Annotated in this window: 13 protein-coding genes; 12 read left to right on the top strand and 1 reads right to left on the bottom strand. The window is 62.2% G+C overall.

Translation table 11 applies throughout. The features are described from left to right. The first annotated feature begins 133 nt into the window (after positions 1-133). From QTJ18_RS04080 to QTJ18_RS04025, 12 genes are all read left to right on the top strand, one after another. Complete coding sequence (locus tag QTJ18_RS04080; RefSeq protein ID WP_252753285.1) at positions 134-1,210, top strand: ABC transporter ATP-binding protein; 1,077 nt, start codon at positions 134-136, stop codon at positions 1,208-1,210. Positions 1,211-1,271: 61 nt separating this feature from the next. Then, positions 1,272-2,507 (top strand): ABC transporter substrate-binding protein, encoded by a 1,236-nt coding sequence (locus tag QTJ18_RS04075; RefSeq protein WP_252753286.1) that lies wholly within the window; start codon positions 1,272-1,274, stop codon positions 2,505-2,507. Between the two features lie 138 nt (positions 2,508-2,645). Continuing rightward, entirely contained in the window at positions 2,646-3,578 is a 933-nt protein-coding gene (locus QTJ18_RS04070) for a carbohydrate ABC transporter permease (RefSeq protein ID WP_252753287.1), read from the top strand. 3 nt (positions 3,579-3,581) lie between these two features. Next, positions 3,582-4,436: a carbohydrate ABC transporter permease gene (locus tag QTJ18_RS04065; protein WP_252753288.1), complete on the top strand. Its 855-nt coding sequence runs from the start codon at positions 3,582-3,584 to the stop codon at positions 4,434-4,436. Between the two features lie 9 nt (positions 4,437-4,445). Further along, positions 4,446-6,182 carry an L-arabinonate dehydratase gene (gene araD, locus QTJ18_RS04060; RefSeq protein ID WP_252753289.1) on the top strand — a complete coding sequence of 579 codons (1,737 nt, stop codon included), beginning with the start codon at positions 4,446-4,448 and terminating at the stop codon, positions 6,180-6,182. A gap of 14 nt (positions 6,183-6,196) precedes the next feature. Then, on the top strand, positions 6,197-7,000 hold the full coding sequence (locus QTJ18_RS04055) for an HpcH/HpaI aldolase family protein (RefSeq protein WP_252753290.1): 804 nt from the start codon (positions 6,197-6,199) through the stop codon (positions 6,998-7,000). 1 nt (position 7,001) lies between these two features. Then, the gene (locus QTJ18_RS04050; RefSeq protein ID WP_252753291.1) at positions 7,002-7,895 is read left to right on the top strand and encodes an SMP-30/gluconolactonase/LRE family protein; all 894 of its coding nucleotides are present in this window, start codon (positions 7,002-7,004) and stop codon (positions 7,893-7,895) included. Between the two features lie 11 nt (positions 7,896-7,906). Then, positions 7,907-8,671, top strand: coding sequence for an SDR family NAD(P)-dependent oxidoreductase (locus QTJ18_RS04045; RefSeq protein WP_252753292.1), 765 nt, complete (start codon positions 7,907-7,909; stop codon positions 8,669-8,671). Between the two features lie 11 nt (positions 8,672-8,682). Then, the gene (locus QTJ18_RS04040; protein ID WP_252753325.1) at positions 8,683-10,674 is read left to right on the top strand and encodes an alpha-glucosidase; all 1,992 of its coding nucleotides are present in this window, start codon (positions 8,683-8,685) and stop codon (positions 10,672-10,674) included. Positions 10,675-10,676: 2 nt separating this feature from the next. Beyond that, positions 10,677-11,459, top strand: a complete 783-nt coding sequence (locus QTJ18_RS04035; RefSeq protein WP_252753293.1) for a sulfite exporter TauE/SafE family protein — start codon at positions 10,677-10,679, stop codon at positions 11,457-11,459. A gap of 224 nt (positions 11,460-11,683) precedes the next feature. Continuing rightward, the gene (glpK, locus tag QTJ18_RS04030; protein ID WP_252753294.1) at positions 11,684-13,177 is read left to right on the top strand and encodes a glycerol kinase GlpK; all 1,494 of its coding nucleotides are present in this window, start codon (positions 11,684-11,686) and stop codon (positions 13,175-13,177) included. 53 nt (positions 13,178-13,230) lie between these two features. After that, entirely contained in the window at positions 13,231-14,052 is an 822-nt protein-coding gene (locus tag QTJ18_RS04025; protein WP_252753295.1) for an HpcH/HpaI aldolase family protein, read from the top strand. A 64-nt stretch (positions 14,053-14,116) separates the two neighbouring features. On the opposite strand, the gene rocF is transcribed toward QTJ18_RS04025, so the two are convergent. Beyond that, positions 14,117-15,037 (bottom strand): arginase, encoded by a 921-nt coding sequence (rocF, locus tag QTJ18_RS04020; protein WP_252753296.1) that lies wholly within the window; start codon positions 15,035-15,037, stop codon positions 14,117-14,119. Positions 15,038-15,289: the final 252 nt, after the last annotated feature.

Genomic DNA, 15,289 nt, shown 5'->3' with positions numbered 1-15,289 from the left:
TTCGACAGATCGGAGACGGTAGGTAAATTGTGAAAAGGCAGAAAGAGCCGGATTGCATTTTGAAATCGTAGCGCTATGATGGCGTCCAATTGGAATGCGGCCGGATATGGCGTCCGGCGGTCGGGAGGTAGGAATGGCTTCGGTTAGCCTTCGCAAGCTTGATAAGAGCTATGGCGCTTTGCGGATCGTCAAGGGAATCGATCTCGAGATCGAGGATGGCGAGTTCGTCGTGTTCGTCGGTCCGTCCGGATGTGGCAAATCCACAACCTTGCGCATGATCGCCGGGCTTGAGGCCATTACCGACGGAGAGATCCGTATCGGCGATCGCGTCGTCAACCGTCTGGCGCCCCGTGAGCGCGACATCGCCATGGTGTTTCAGGATTACGCCCTTTATCCGCACAAAACCGTCCGCGAGAACATGGGCTTCAGCCTCAAGGTGCGCGGCGTCAGCATGAAGGATGCGGAAGGCCGCATCAACGAAGCCGCCGAGATGCTGGGCATAGGTCATTTGCTGGATCGTCGGCCCGGCCAGCTCTCCGGCGGCCAGAGACAGCGCGTGGCCATGGGCCGCGCGATCGTGCGCCGGCCTCAGGTCTTCCTTTTTGACGAGCCGCTGTCCAACCTCGATGCCAAGCTGCGCGGTCAGGTGCGCACCGAGATCAAGCGCCTCCACCAGCAGCTCGGCACCACCATCATCTACGTAACCCATGATCAGGTGGAGGCGATGACGCTGGCGGACCGGATTGTCATCCTGCGCGGTGGCGACATCGAACAGGTCGGCACGCCCGATGACGTCTACAACAAGCCGCAAAGCGTCTTTGTCGGTGGTTTCGTCGGATCGCCGGCCATGAACTTCGCGCGCGCCAAGGTCGCTGCCGGGTCCCTGGAATTTGCCAATGGCGACCGCATTCCCTTGTCGATGCTCGCCGCCGGCAAGCAGAACATGGAAGACGGCCGCGAGGTGATCGTCGGCATCCGTCCGGAACATTTCGTGACGCTTGCCGATCCTGCGATGACGCTGACGGCGGATGTGCAGGTCGTCGAGCCGCTGGGCTCCGACACGCTGGTCCATTTCCTCATCGGCGGCGAGATGCTGACGGCGCGCATGCCGCCCGATATGCGTCCCAAGGTGGGCACCACCTTGCGGCTCGGCCTCGATCCGTCGAAAGTTCACCTCTTCGATGCCGCGAGCGAACGCGCCATCGCATGATACTCCGCGCGCGGGGGAGTTACCGGGGCCCGCGTACAGGACGTAAATTGGGAGAAGTTCAATGAAATATTCGATTTTGACGAAGGCGCTGCTGTCCGCCACCATCTTCGGTCTTGCCGTACCGGCCTTCGCCGATACCGAACTGAAGGTCTATATCTCCAGCCAGCATCAGCCGCAGGTCTGGCGCCAGGTCCTCGACAAGTTCGAGGCCGCCAATCCCGGCACCAAAGTGACGATTGAGACCGGCGGCAACACGTCGGAAGCGCAGGCGCAATATCTCAACACGATCATGTCGGCCAAGGATTCCTCGCTCGACGTTCTGATCCTCGACGTTATCCGTCCTGCCCAGTTCGCCGCGGCAGGCTGGACCGTGCCGTTCGAGAACAAGGATATGGCGGTCTACCTGCCGGCCTATGCCGAGGCCAATACAGTCGACGAGAAGGCCGTTGCCCTGCCCGCTTTCGCCGATTCCATGTTCCTCTACTACCGCAAGGATCTTCTTGCAAAATACGGCATCGAGCCGCCGAAGACCTGGGATGAGCTGAAGGCCGCGGTCAAGAAGATCAATGGCGGCGAAAACAACCCGGATCTGCAGGGCCTCTCCTTCCAGGGCAAGGCGATCGAAGGCGCGGTCTGCACCTTCCTCCTGCCCTATTGGAGCCAGGGCAAGAACCTCGTCGAGAACGGCAAGCTGACCTTCGACAAGCAGGCGGCCGTCAATTCCCTGAAGCTCTGGAAGAGCATGGTCGACGAAGGCATCTCCAAGAAGAACATCGCCGAAGTTGCGACCGACGATACCCGCAAGGAATTCCAGGCCGGCAACGTCGTCTTCGCCGTCAACTGGTCCTATGCCTGGGCGCAGTCGCAGGGCAAGGAATCGGCCGTGGTGGACAAGGTCGGCGTCACGCGCCTTCCGGCCGTAGCCGGCGGTGAATCGTCCACCTGCCTTGGCGGTTGGGAATGGGGCGTATCGGCCTTTTCCGAACACAAGGACGAGGCCAAGAAACTCGTCGAGTTCCTGTCCAGCCAGGAAGCCTCCAAGCACATGGCCGTCAACGGCTCGCTGCTACCGACCTATTCTAGCCTCTACCAGGATGCCGAAGTGCTGAAGGCGGCCCCGTGGTTCGCCGATGCCAAGCAGGTCGTCGAAACCGCCAAGCCGCGCCCTGTGACGCCGCGCTACAACGAAGTCAGCGAAGTCATCCGCACGACCGTCAATGCGGTTCTGGCCGGCGTCACGACGCCGGAAGATGGCGCAGCCCAGATCGAAGCGCGTCTGCGGCGCATCATCCGCTAAGCGCGGCATCGCCTCTCGAACATCCGGAAGCGGCCGGTCCGACCGCTTCCGGAGCCGATGCGCAGGGATTGATCGATTGTCGGTCGCCTTTGCTCATCTTCATCTTTTGATTTCGTCTTGCATGCGGGAGCTGCAGCGGTGACACCCTCAACACTTTCCATCACCGACAGGATCGAGAAGCAGCCGCCGGCATGGTCCCGCTGGCTGGACCTGAGCGATCGGGCGCTTGCAGTCCTCCTCCTGGCGCCGACGGCGATCCTGCTCTTGCTGATCATCGTCTATCCGGTGCTGCGGCTCGGCTATACAAGCTTCTTTTCGCTGTCGCTGACCTCCGGGCTGCCGGCGGAATTCGTCGGCTTGGAAAACTACGAGCTGATGTTTACCGATCCCGTCTTCTGGGAAACGACCTGGAACACGGTTCTCATCACCCTCATCACGGTGCCCGGAGCTCTTGTTGTCGGCATGGCCCTGGCGCTGCTTGCCAATCTGCCGTTTCGCACGCAATGGCCGGTGCGCCTGTCGCTGCTGATCCCCTGGGCGCTTCCTTTGTCCTTTGCCGGCCTGATTTTCGCATGGTTCTTCCATTCCGAATATGGCGTGGTCAATGATGTGCTTGCAAGGTTCGGCATCGAGGGGGTGATCTGGTTCAACTCGCCCAACCTGGCTTTCGCGGCGATCTGTCTGACCATCATCTGGAAGACCTCGTCCTTCATGGCCCTGATCATCCTGGCCGGCCTGCAGACCATCCCCCGCTCGCTCTACGAAGCGGCCGATGTGGACGGCGCCGGACGCATTCGCCAGTTTTTCGAAATCACGCTGCCGCTCCTGAAGCCGGCCATCGTCGTGGCCCTGATCTTCCGCACCATCACCGCCCTGCAGACCTTTGACATTCCCTACATGATGACCGGCGGTGGGCCGGGCACCTCGACCGCCACGCTCGCCATGTACATTCACCAGAACACCGTCTCCTTCCTCGATCTCGGTTACGGTTCGGCCCTCGCCGTGGTGATGTTCGTGCTCTCCATGTGTGTCACCGTCGTCTATCTCCGCATCATCCGGACCAAGGACTAAGCCATGAGCCAGGTAACAGCCTCCGGCCCCCAATCCTTCTTCACCGGCAAGCCGCTGCGCCTGATTGCGGCATCCATACTGCTGGTGAACGGCATGTTTCCCGCACTTTGGATCCTCTTCACCTCGCTGAAGACGGAAGCCGAGCTGACGGTCAAGCCGATCACCTGGTTCCCGCATGCGCCGACGGTTGCCAACTATATGCAGGCCTTTTCCGATCAGCCGCTGCACATCTTCCTGTTCAACAGCTTCATGGTGGCGCTGCTCTCGACCTGCACGACGCTTCTGGTGGCCGTCCTTGCGGCTTACGCCATTGCAAGGCTAAACCTGCGCTATCGCGGCCTGATCCTGTCGGCAATCATCGCCGTCTCGACCTTTCCGCTCGTCACGCTCTTGGTTCCGCTGTTCGAGATCATGCGGACGCTGAACCTTCTCAACACCTGGATCGCCTTGATCCTGCCCTATACCGTCCTGTCGCTGCCGGTCTGCACCTTGATGCTGGTATCCTTCTTCGAGGGCATTCCGCGAGACCTTGAGAACGCCGCGATGATCGACGGCTGCACGCGCCTTGGCGCCTTGTTCAAGGTTGTCGTTCCGCTTTGTGCGCCGGGCGTTTTCACCGCCGGCATTCTCGCCTTCGTCAATGCCTGGGACGAATTCCTGCTGGCCCTGTCCTTCAATTCCAATCCGGCTTTGCGCACCCTGCCCGTCGGCATCCAGCTCTACCAGGGCGAATTCGCCTTCCCCTGGCCCGTCATTTCCGCCGCTCTGGTGGTGGGCATCGTGCCTGTCGCCATCCTGATCGTGATCTTTCAGGAGCGTGTCGTCTCCGGCCTCACGGCGGGCGGCATCAAGGGATAAGTTAACGCCATGACCAAGAGAAGAGACCTGTCGGAACTGCGCAGCCAGCGCTGGTTCGCCTCCGATGACATGCGTGGTTTCGCGCATCGCCAGCGCACGCAGCAGATGGGCATGCGCCGCGACGAGTTCATGGGAAAGCCTGTCATCGGCATCATCAATACCTGGAGCGAGATGAGCCCATGCCACGCGCATCTGCGCGATCGTGCGGAAGCCGTCAAGCGCGGCGTGTGGCAGGCCGGCGGCTACCCCGTGGAAATGCCGGCATTGTCGGTGGGTGAAGTCATGGTCAAGCCGACGACCATGCTCTACCGGAACTTCCTTGCCATGGAATGCGAGGAATTGCTGCGCTCCCACCCCATTGATGGGGCCGTTCTTCTCGGCGGCTGCGACAAGTCCACTCCCGGCCTGTTGATGGGCGCCTTCTCGATGGATTTGCCCGTCATCTATTGCCCGGCCGGGCCCATGGCCAACGGCCAGTGGCGCGGCATCAAGACCGGCGCGGGAACGCATACGAAGAAATACTGGGACGAATTGCGCGCCGGCAACATCACCAAGGATGACTGGGTGGATCTTGAAAGCCGCATGACGCGCTCGGCGGGCACCTGCAACACGATCGGCACGGCCTCCACCATGACGTCGATCGCCGACGCCATGGGCATGACCCTGCCGGGCGCCTCGTCCATCCCGGCGGTGGATTCCGGTCACCCGCGCATGGCCTCGCTGTGTGGCCAGCGCATCGTCGAAATGGTCTGGGAGGATCTGAAGCCTTCGGACATTCTGAGCAAGGAAAGCTTCGAAAACGGTCTCGTCGCCTACATGGCCATGGGGGGATCGACGAATGCTGCGGTCCATCTGATCGCCATGGCAAGGCGCGCCGGCATCAGCCTGACCCTCGACGACATGTCCGCCATGGCGGGCAGGGTTCCGGTGGTCGCCAATGTCTTTCCGTCCGGCGAATATCTGATGGAAGATTTCTATTTCGCCGGCGGCCTCAACGCGCTTCTCAAAAAGCTTTCCCCTCACCTGCATCTCGAACGGCCGACGGTGAACGGCAAGACGCTCGGCGAAAACATCGCCAATGCGGATTGCTGGAACGACGACATCATCCGCGGCGAGGAGGATCCGGTCGTGCCGCTCTCCAGGGGCAAGACGCTGGAAGTGCTGCGCGGCAACCTTGCGCCCAATGGGGCGGTGATGAAATCCTCCGCCGCCAATCCGAAATTCCTGCAGCATGTCGGTCCGGCGCTTGTCTTTGACGATCCGGCCACGATGAACAAGACGCTCGACAATCCGGATCTCGACGTGACTGAAGATACCGTCATCATCCTGCGCAATGCGGGCCCGGTTGGCGCCCCCGGCATGCCGGAATGGGGCAATCTGCCGATCCCCAAGAAACTGCTGAAACAGGGTGTGCGCGATATGGTGCGCATCTGCGACGGTCGGATGAGCGGCACCCATTACGGCACCTGCATTCTGCATGTGACGCCGGAGGCCGCCGTTGGCGGGCCGCTCGCTCTGGTGCGGACCGGCGACCTGATCGAGCTCGATGTCACGGCCGGCACGCTGAACATGCGGGTCGATGATGATGAATTGCAGCGCCGCAGGGCGGTCTGGAAGCCGACGGCGCGCATCTATGAACGCTCCTTTGCAGCGCTTTACCAGAGCCATGTCAGCCAGGCGGATGAAGGCTGCGATTTCGACTTCCTCAGCGGATCGGCCAAGGTGCCGGACCCTGTCATTTTCTGAAAAAGGATGAGTCCATGAGCACACTGAACCCCTTCAAGTCCTGGCTCACCGACAAGAACCGCGCCACGCCGCTCGGAACCTGGCTGATGGCTGCAGCACCGGCGAGTGCCGAAGCGCTCGGCTATGCCGGCTTCGACTTTCTCGTCGTCGATATGGAGCATGTGCCGATCGAGGTATCCGATCTTGCGCATATCCTGCGCGCCATCGGCTGTACGCCGGCGGATGCCGTCGTACGGCTGGCCTGGAACGATCAGGTCCTGGTCAAACGCTGCATGGATGCCGGCACCCGCACCGTAATGCTGCCCTTTGTGCAGACGGCGGAAGAGGCAAAGGCCGCCGCGTCCTACACGCGCTACCCGCCGCAGGGCATTCGCGGCGTCGCCGCCGTGCATCGCGGTTCGCGTTTCGGCACTATTCAAAACTATCTGAAGACGGCCAATGACGATGTCTGCACGATCGTGCAGCTGGAAACGCCCGAAGCGATCGAGCGGCTGCCGGAGATCGCTTCGGTGGAGGGCATTGATGCGCTGTTCGTCGGACCCGGCGACCTTTCGGCTGCCATGGGCCATATCGGCAATATCGCCCATCCGGAGGTCCAGGCGCTGATTGAAAAGGCCGCCAAGGATGCGCATGCTGCCGGCAAGCCGATCGGCATTGTCGGTCCCAATCCCGATATGGTGAAGCGCTTCATCGGCTATGGCTATGATTATGCCGCCATTGCCTCGGACATCGCCATGATGACCGGCCGCGCGAATGAGTGGCTCGGGCAGATGAAAGGCGTGGACAAGCCGGCCGTCGCCCCCACCGCGGCCTATTGACATGGCCAACGTGGAAAGTCCTTTCGTTCCCGTCCTGTACATGCGCTGCGACCTCGGTGAATGCCCTCTCTGGTCCGTCGACGAACAGGTCCTGTTTTTCGTCGACATCAAGAAGAGCCGTATTCACCGCTTTGATCCCGCCGACGGCGCGCTGCAGACGCTGAACTTGCCGGAAGAGGTCGGCTGCATCGGCCTGGCCGAGGGTGGCGGCTTCATCGCCGGCCTGCGCTCCGGCCTCTGGCTCCTCTCGCCGCAAGGCGAGCGCCTCCGCAAACTGGCGGACAATCCCGAGGATCAGTCGATCAGCCGCTTCAATGACGGCATGGTCGATCCTGCCGGACGTTTCATCGCCGGCACGGTTGACGAGACGCGGGAACGCGCGATCGCGAGCCTCTACCGGTTCGACCATCGCGGCCTGACGGTTCTCGCCGATCGCTTGCTGACCTCCAATGGCGTCGCCTTTTCCCCCGACGGCCGCCGCCTCTACCATTCCGACACTCTGCGTTACGCGCTCTATACCTATGATTACGACGTGATGACAGGTGAAGCGGGCAATCGCCAGCTGTTTGCGACATTCGGCTCCGAAACCGACAAGGGACGGCCGGACGGCGGCGCTGTCGACGAAGAGGGATGCTATTGGACCGCCCTGTTCGAAGGGGGCCGCGTACAGCGCTATGCGCCGGACGGTCGGCTGCTGGCGGAATATCCCGTGCCGGTGAAATGCCCGACCATGGTCACCTTCGGCGGCCCGGACCTGCGCAGCCTTTATTGCACCAGTGCCAGCATTGGCCGGCCGGCTGAGGAACTCGCGCAATATCCGCTGTCCGGAGCGCTGTTCGCCATGCGCACAGACGTCGCCGGCCTGGCAAAACCGCACTTCAAACTCGACGCGTGAGACACAGATCCATGTCCGCACCTTATGATACCGTCCGCTACCAATCGCTTGCAAACCGCCATGTGCTGATCACCGGCGGCGCATCGGGCATCGGCGAAGAAATAGTCAAGGCCTACCGCGCGCAGCAAGCGCGGGTCTCCTTCATCGATATCGACCAGACCGCCGGCGCTGCCACGGCCGCGGCAAGTGGCGCGAACTTCTATTCCTGCGACCTGACCGATATTGACGCCACCCGCGCCACGGTCGAGCGGATTGAAGCCGATCATGGTCCGGTCTCCGTCCTGCTCAACAATGCCGGCAAGGATGATCGCCATGCCATGGACGAGGTGGAGCCGGATTACTGGCGTCGCGCGCTGGCGCTCAATCTGGACCATCAGTTCTTCGTCACTCAGGCGGTAAGCAGAAGCATGCGGCAGAATGGCGGCGGATCCGTCATCATGTTCAGCTCCATCTCCTTCATGCGCGGGCGGCCGGGCATGGTCGGCTACACGACGTCGAAAGCCGCCATTATCGGCCTGACGAAGACGCTGGCGCGTGAACTGGGTGCCGATGGCATCCGCGTCAACTGCATCGTGCCGGGTGCCATTGTTACCGAACGCCAGTTGAAGCTCTGGACCAGCCCGGAGCAGAACCAGCAGTTCATCGATCTCCAGGCGCTGAAATTCCGCCTGGATGCCAGCCATGTCGCGCGCATGGCTCTCTTCCTCGGTTCCGACGAAAGCAATGGCTGCACGGGCGCCAATTTCGTCGTCGATGCCGGACTGACCCAGAACTAGAAAGCATGACCATGCAGCTTGACCTCATACCCGGCGGCTTTTCGCTCACCCTTGATGGCCGCGAAATCCTGCGTCACACCGATGCATCCCCAGCCCTGTTCGTCGGGCACGGCGAAGAGCGGATGGACATGTATCGCGGCAATTTCGACATCGATGACTATGTCGTCGAACGGACCGCGCTGGTCCATGTCGAGATCGAGGGAAACCGCCTCAGCTTCTCTGCCGCCAAGGGTCTGGATCCCCGCTTCGTCATCACCCTTGACGGCCACCATCTGGTGACCGAGGCGCTGGATGCGAAAATCAACCGCGTCTGGTTGCGTCTGACCGCCGACAGCGATGAACATGTCTGGGGCGGTGGCGAGCAAATGTCCTATTTCGACATGCGCGGCCGCCGTTTTCCCCTCTGGACGTCCGAACCCGGCGTGGGTCGTGACAAGACCAGCGAGATCACCTTCAAATCCGATGTGACAGGTCGCGCCGGCGGCGACTACTACAACACCAATTATCCGCAACCGACCTTTCTCTCCTCGCGCAGATATGCGGTCCATGTCGAAACGACCGCCTATTTGGTCTTCGACTTCCGCCGCCCGGATTTCCACGAAATCGAGGTCTGGGCCATTCCCGAGCGTCTGGAATTTTTTGCCGCCCCGACCTTTGTCGCGCTGGTGGGGCAGCTGTCCGAGCGTTTCGGCCGCCAGCCGCAACTGCCTGACTGGGTCTATTCCGGTGCCATCCTTGGCCTGAAGGACGGCGACAACTCTTTCACACGCATGGAGGCGATGCGGCAGGCGGGTGTCAAGGTTTCGGGCCTGTGGTGCGAGGACTGGATCGGCTTGCGCCACACCTCGTTCGGCGCACGCCTGTTCTGGGACTGGCGCGCCAATGAGGAGCGCTACCCGCATCTCCGGCAGAAGATTGCCGCTCTGCGCGACGAGGGAATCCGCTTCCTCGGCTATGTCAATCCCTATATCTGCGTCGACGGTACACTGTATCCGGCCGCCGAAGAACGAGGCTATTTTGCCAAGGACGAGGCGGGGCACACGGCACTTGTGGATTTCGGCGAGTTCGACTGCGGGGTCGTCGACTTCACCAATTCCGAGGCAGCTGCCTGGTTTGCGGAAGAGGTGCTGGGCAAGAACATGCTGGACTTCGGCCTGTCCGGCTGGATGGCGGATTTCGGCGAATATCTGCCGATCGACGTCAAGCTCGCCAATGGCGTCGATGCCAAGCTGATGCACAATGCCTGGCCGACGCTCTGGGCGGAAGTGAATGCCCGTGCCGTTGAAAGCCGGGGCCAGACGGGGGAAGCACTGTTCTTCATGCGTGCAGGCTTTACCGGCGTCCAGGCCCATTGCCCTCTCCTGTGGGGCGGCGACCAATCCGTCGACTTCTCCCGCCATGATGGTCTGGTGACCGTCATGTGCGGCGCGCTCTCCTCCGGTCTACTTGGCAATGCCTATCACCATTCCGATATCGGCGGTTATACGAGCCTGTTCGGCAATGTCCGGACGCCGGAACTCTTGATGCGCTGGGCCGAAATGGCGGCGTTCACGCCGGTCATGCGCAGTCACGAAGGCAACCGCCCGCTGGACAATGTGCAAATCGACCAGGATCCGGAGGTTCTTGCCCATTTTGCCCGGATGACCTCCATCTATGTTCATCTCGCCCCATATCTGAAGGCGCTGTCGGCAGAGGCGGCTTCGACCGGTCTTCCCGTCCAGCGCCCGCTTTTCCTGCATCATGAAGATGATCGTGACACCTACACGATCCAGGACGCCTACCTTTACGGCAGGGACCTGCTGGTTGCACCTGTATGGCAGGCGGGCGATACGGCGCGCCGCGTCTATCTGCCGAAGAACGAGACCTGGGTGCATGTCTGGTCGGGAGAGAAGCATGCCGGCGGACGGGAGATCGAGATCGCCTCGCCGCTCGGTTCGCCGCCGGTCTTCTACCGCGCGGGTGCGGCGGAGACTGCCCTGTTCGACGCCCTGCGGACGATCTGATCATGGGCCCGCACGCGCTGGCGGGTCTTCTCGGCATCGCCTTCATCGCTGCCTATACGCAGACCCTGACGGGCTTTGCGCTCGGCCTCATCATGATGGGCGGGGTCGGGTTGACGGGGATCCTGCCCCTGCCCGACGCCGCCGTGCTGGTCAGTATCCTGGTGATCGTCAATGCGGCCCAGGTTCTCGCAAAAGGCTGGCGCGATATTGCATTCAGACAGTTCTGGCCGGCGCTGGCGGCGAGCTTGCTCTGCCTCGGCATCGGCTACTGGCTGCTCGGCTTGATGGTGTCAGCCTCGCTGGACTGGCTGAAGATTGTGCTGGGCGCGCTGATCATCACGTCGAGCATCCAGCTCTCGCTGAAGCCGCAGGTCCTTCCCAAGACCTCGGGTGCTTCATCCTTTGCCGGCTTCGGCGCCGTAGCGGGCCTGATGGGCGGACTGTTCTCCACATCCGGCCCGCCTTTGATCTATCATTTCTATCGCCAGCCGCTGAAGCCGAGCGCGGTGCGCGAGACGCTTGTGGCAATTTTCGCCATCAATTCCGTCATTCGCCTCGCCATCGTCGCCGGAAGCGGCGAACTTCCCTCCGCCTCGTTCTGGTGGGCGCTGACCGCCATTCCGGTCGTCATCGCCGCCACGACACTGGCGCGCCGCTTTCCGCCTCCCCTGTCACCAGTGGCAATGCGGCGAGCGGCCTTTCTCCTCCTGTTCCTGTCGGGCCTCTCGCTTCTGCTTCCCGCCGCTCTATCCGTGCTGAAGTCTGCGCTGGAGATGGGATCCTGAAACCGGCCTCGCGCAAGAAAGGACACTGAAGGCATGGCTTCACCGTCAAAAAAGGCTTTTGCAAGCCCGCATCTATGCTACCAAAACAGTCTCGACGGGGGGAGCCGGGGAGCAGTGGCGGAAATTTGCGCCGGCTGCAGCGCACCTTATCCTTCCTTCCCTGATTTTCGGCAGCATGGCGCTGCCGCACACGCTGATGTCATGATGAAAACGGATCTTGTCGCATGAAGGACTTCATTCTCGCCATCGACCAGGGCACCACATCCACCCGCTCGATCATCTTCGATCGCGCCTATCAGAGCCGCGGCGTCGGCCAGATGGAGTTCACCCAGCATTTCCCGCAGTCAGGCTGGGTCGAACACGAGGCGGACGATCTCTGGACCTCGACCGTCGAGACTGCCCGCAAGGCAATCGCAGCGGCGGGTGTCACGGCACAGCAGATCGCCGCGCTCGGCATCACCAACCAGCGCGAGACGGCACTGGTCTGGGACCGCCGCAGCGGAAAAGCCATTCATCGGGCGATTGTCTGGCAGGATCGCCGCACCTCGGATCATTGTGCAAGGCTGCGCGCCGAGGGTCATTCCGACATCGTGGCCGAGCGCACCGGTCTGCTGATCGACCCTTATTTCTCCGCAACCAAGATCGCCTGGCTCCTGGACAATGTCGAGGGTGCGCGCGAGGCAGCACAAGCCGGTCATCTCGCTTTCGGCACTGTGGACAGCTGGCTCATCTACAAGCTGACCGGCGGCAAGCGGCACGTCATCGACGTCACGAACGCCTCGCGCACCATGCTGTGCAATATCGGCACGGTGGCCTGGGATGACGAGCTTCTCTCGCTGTTCGACATCCCGCGCAGCATGATGCCGGAGATCCTCAGCAATATTGACGCGTTCGGCGAAACGGATCCCGAGATCTTTGGCGCAAGCATCGCCATTCGCGGCGTGGCGGGGGATCAGCAGGCGGCAGTCATCGGGCAGGCCTGTTTCACGCCGGGCATGATGAAATCGACGTATGGGACGGGCTGTTTTGCGCTCCTCAATACCGGCGCCGACCGCGTCGCCTCGAAAAACCGCCTGCTGACGACGATTGCTTACCGGTTGGGCAATGACACGCATTATGCCCTGGAAGGCTCGATCTTCATTGCCGGTGCGGCGGTCCAATGGCTGCGCGACGGGCTGAAGATGATCGGCAAGGCATCCGAGACCGCCGAGCTGGCGGCCAAGGCCGATCCCGGCCAGCGTGTCTATCTTGTGCCGGCCTTCACCGGGCTCGGCGCGCCCTGGTGGGATGCGGAGGCGCGTGGCGCCATGTTCGGCATGACCCGCAATACCGGCCCGGCGGAATTTGCCCGGGCGGCGCTGGAATCGGTCTGCTTCCAGACCCATGATCTGCTCGGCGCCATGCGCAAGGACTGGCCGGGACCGGCCGATACCTTGCTGCGAGTCGATGGCGGCATGTCGGCCAATGACTGGACGATGCAAAGGCTTGCCGATATTCTCGGCATTGCCGTCGACCGGTCAGCCTCGGCCGAAGTGACGGCGCTGGGAGCGGCCTGGCTCGCTGGCCACGGGGCCGGAATCTGGCCGGATCGCGCCGGGTTCGCGGCGGATTGGCACCGCGAGCGGGAGTTTTCTCCGACAATGAATTCGGGCGAACGCAGCGCTCTGTTGAAAGGCTGGGATTCGGCTGTGAAATGCACCTTGGCCTTTGGCAAATAGCCGAGGGTCCCGAACGGACGACATTGCCCGCCTGCCCTTTTTTGGAGTTGCTGATGTTCAAGACCAATTCGATCAAGGCGCGGCTTGCTGCCGGCGAAACGCTTTTTGGCTGCTGGGTCGCGGGCGGTTCGCCGACCAATGGCGAAATCCTCGGCCATGTCGGCTTCGATTTTCTTCTGGTCGATCACGAACACGGGGTCGGCGAGGTGAAGGATGCCGTGGACGCGCTCCGGGCGATCGAGGCAACGCCGAGCCCGGCCATGCTGCGCGTCGGCTGGAACGATCACGTGCTTCTGAAGCGGATCGCCGATGCCGGCGTCCAGTCGGTGATGATCCCCTCGGTGGACACTCCGGCGCTGGCGCAGGCCGCGGTCAAGGCCTGTCTCTACCCGCCGCAAGGCATTCGCGGCTATGCAGCCTCGGTCGTGCGCGCGTCCGGCTATGGCGCGGAGCCCGATTACGCTTTCCGCGCGAATGCGGAAATGCTGATCGCCATCCAGCTGGAATCGGTCCAGGCGATCGAGAATGCCGCCGAGATTGCGGCGATCGAGGGGGCCGATATCATTTTCATCGGAATCAATGATCTGGCCGCCTCGATGGGATTGCTGGGCCAGACCGGGCATGCTGAGGTGCAGGCGCTGGCAAAAGCGGCAGAGAGCGCCATACTGGCGGCGGGCAAGGTGCTCGGCACTGTGCCCAATGCCGGTGCCAATGTGCATGATCTTCTCGAGCGCGGCTATCGCTTCATTCCCGGCCCCTATGACGTGGCGCTGCTGCGTCAGGCCGGGCTTGCCGAACTCGCCGGCTTTCGCGAGATCCAGGCGCTGCGCGCCCGCGGCGAAGCCTATCACGGCGGCAAGGCCTCGTCATACTGAGGCCAAGCTCGATGTCTCGGGCCAATCATCGATCAACCGGGCTCTATAGGACCGGCTGCTCCGCTCAATAGCGCCGGGTCGGACGGTCCATGACTTTGCGCCCCATCAGGCTGGCGGTCAGGTCCACCAGAAGCGTTGCCGTGCGGCCGCGTTCGTCCAGAAAGGGATTGAGCTCGACGAGATCCAGGCTGGTGACGAGACCGCTGTCATGCAGCATCTCCATGACCAGATGCGCCTCGCGGAAGGTCGCGCCGCCCGGCACGGTGGTTCCGACGGCGGGACCGACGGCCGGATCGAGAAAATCGACATCGAGGCTGACATGCAGCAGTCCGCCCGCGGCCGATACCCGCTCCAGGAATTCCGTCAGAAGAAGCCCTATGCCATGCTCGTCAATGGCCCGCATGTCATGCACCGTGATATCGGTCTGGCTCACCGCCGCCCGCTCCGCCGGATCGACGCTGCGAATCCCGACCATGCAGACATGGGCCGGATCGACGCGGTGCGAAAGCTCAGGGAAGAAAGGGGCAAAGCCCGGCATCCCGGTGAAATAGGCGACCGGGACGCCATGCAGATTGCCGCTCGTAGTGGTGTCGAGGCTGTGAAAGTCGGTATGCGCATCCAGCCAGAGGACGAAGAGCGGCCGGCCTTCTTCTGCCGCGCGCCGTGCCAGACCGGCGACGCTGCCGGCGGACAAAGCATGGTCGCCGCCGAGAAAGATCGGCATCCCGTCAAAGCTCGCCTGGTAGGCCGCATCGGCAATGGCAGCGATCCAGCCGCTGATTCGGTCCAGATTGCGCAGAGCCGAATTGGGATGCGCCGGGACATTTGCGGACGCCGGGGACAGATTGCCGAGATCCGAAACCTCATGGCCCAGTTCACTGAGCGCCGAAACGAGGCCGGCCGTACGCAAAGCACTTGGTCCCATTTCGCATCCCAGTTGCGAAGCGCCATCCTGAAGCGGTACCCCGATCAATTTGCAAAGCATATGTCTCTCTCCGTTTTCCGGCATAAAACCATAGGAATGTGTCGATCGATATGGTCTGATCGACCAGATTCGGAAGTCGGAACCGACAGTTTGACCTGCCACACCGGCCCGTCCGTTCGATGGATCGGGGAAAGGTCGGAGTTCGGCAGGGGCTGGTGGGATCCTATCGGCGGTGGAGCGGGACCTACCCCTCTCCAGACGCAGCGCTGCCGCCGCTTCAACCATCGGATGCGTGCTGCGCCATTACTTCAG

It is taken from the genome of Rhizobium sp. SSA_523 (assembly GCF_030435705.1).
Lineage (GTDB): Bacteria > Pseudomonadota > Alphaproteobacteria > Rhizobiales > Rhizobiaceae > Neorhizobium.
This window is presented reverse-complemented; position numbering and strand designations above follow the sequence as displayed.

Bases quoted from the DNA above. Each gene is read 5' to 3' on its own strand.
- araD (WP_252753289.1), top strand. From the start codon at position 4,446: ATGACCAAGAGAAGAGACCTGTCGGAACTGCGCAGCCAGCGCTGGTTC.
- QTJ18_RS04065 (WP_252753288.1), top strand. From the start codon at position 3,582: ATGAGCCAGGTAACAGCCTCCGGCCCCCAATCCTTCTTCACCGGCAAG.
- QTJ18_RS04045 (WP_252753292.1), top strand. From the start codon at position 7,907: ATGTCCGCACCTTATGATACCGTCCGCTACCAATCGCTTGCAAACCGC.
- QTJ18_RS04035 (WP_252753293.1), top strand. From the start codon at position 10,677: ATGGGCCCGCACGCGCTGGCGGGTCTTCTCGGCATCGCCTTCATCGCT.
- QTJ18_RS04040 (WP_252753325.1), top strand. From the start codon at position 8,683: ATGCAGCTTGACCTCATACCCGGCGGCTTTTCGCTCACCCTTGATGGC.
- QTJ18_RS04055 (WP_252753290.1), top strand. From the start codon at position 6,197: ATGAGCACACTGAACCCCTTCAAGTCCTGGCTCACCGACAAGAACCGC.
- rocF (WP_252753296.1), bottom strand. From the start codon at position 15,037: ATGCTTTGCAAATTGATCGGGGTACCGCTTCAGGATGGCGCTTCGCAA.
- glpK (WP_252753294.1), top strand. From the start codon at position 11,684: ATGAAGGACTTCATTCTCGCCATCGACCAGGGCACCACATCCACCCGC.
- QTJ18_RS04075 (WP_252753286.1), top strand. From the start codon at position 1,272: ATGAAATATTCGATTTTGACGAAGGCGCTGCTGTCCGCCACCATCTTC.
- QTJ18_RS04080 (WP_252753285.1), top strand. From the start codon at position 134: ATGGCTTCGGTTAGCCTTCGCAAGCTTGATAAGAGCTATGGCGCTTTG.
- QTJ18_RS04050 (WP_252753291.1), top strand. From the start codon at position 7,002: ATGGCCAACGTGGAAAGTCCTTTCGTTCCCGTCCTGTACATGCGCTGC.
- QTJ18_RS04025 (WP_252753295.1), top strand. From the start codon at position 13,231: ATGTTCAAGACCAATTCGATCAAGGCGCGGCTTGCTGCCGGCGAAACG.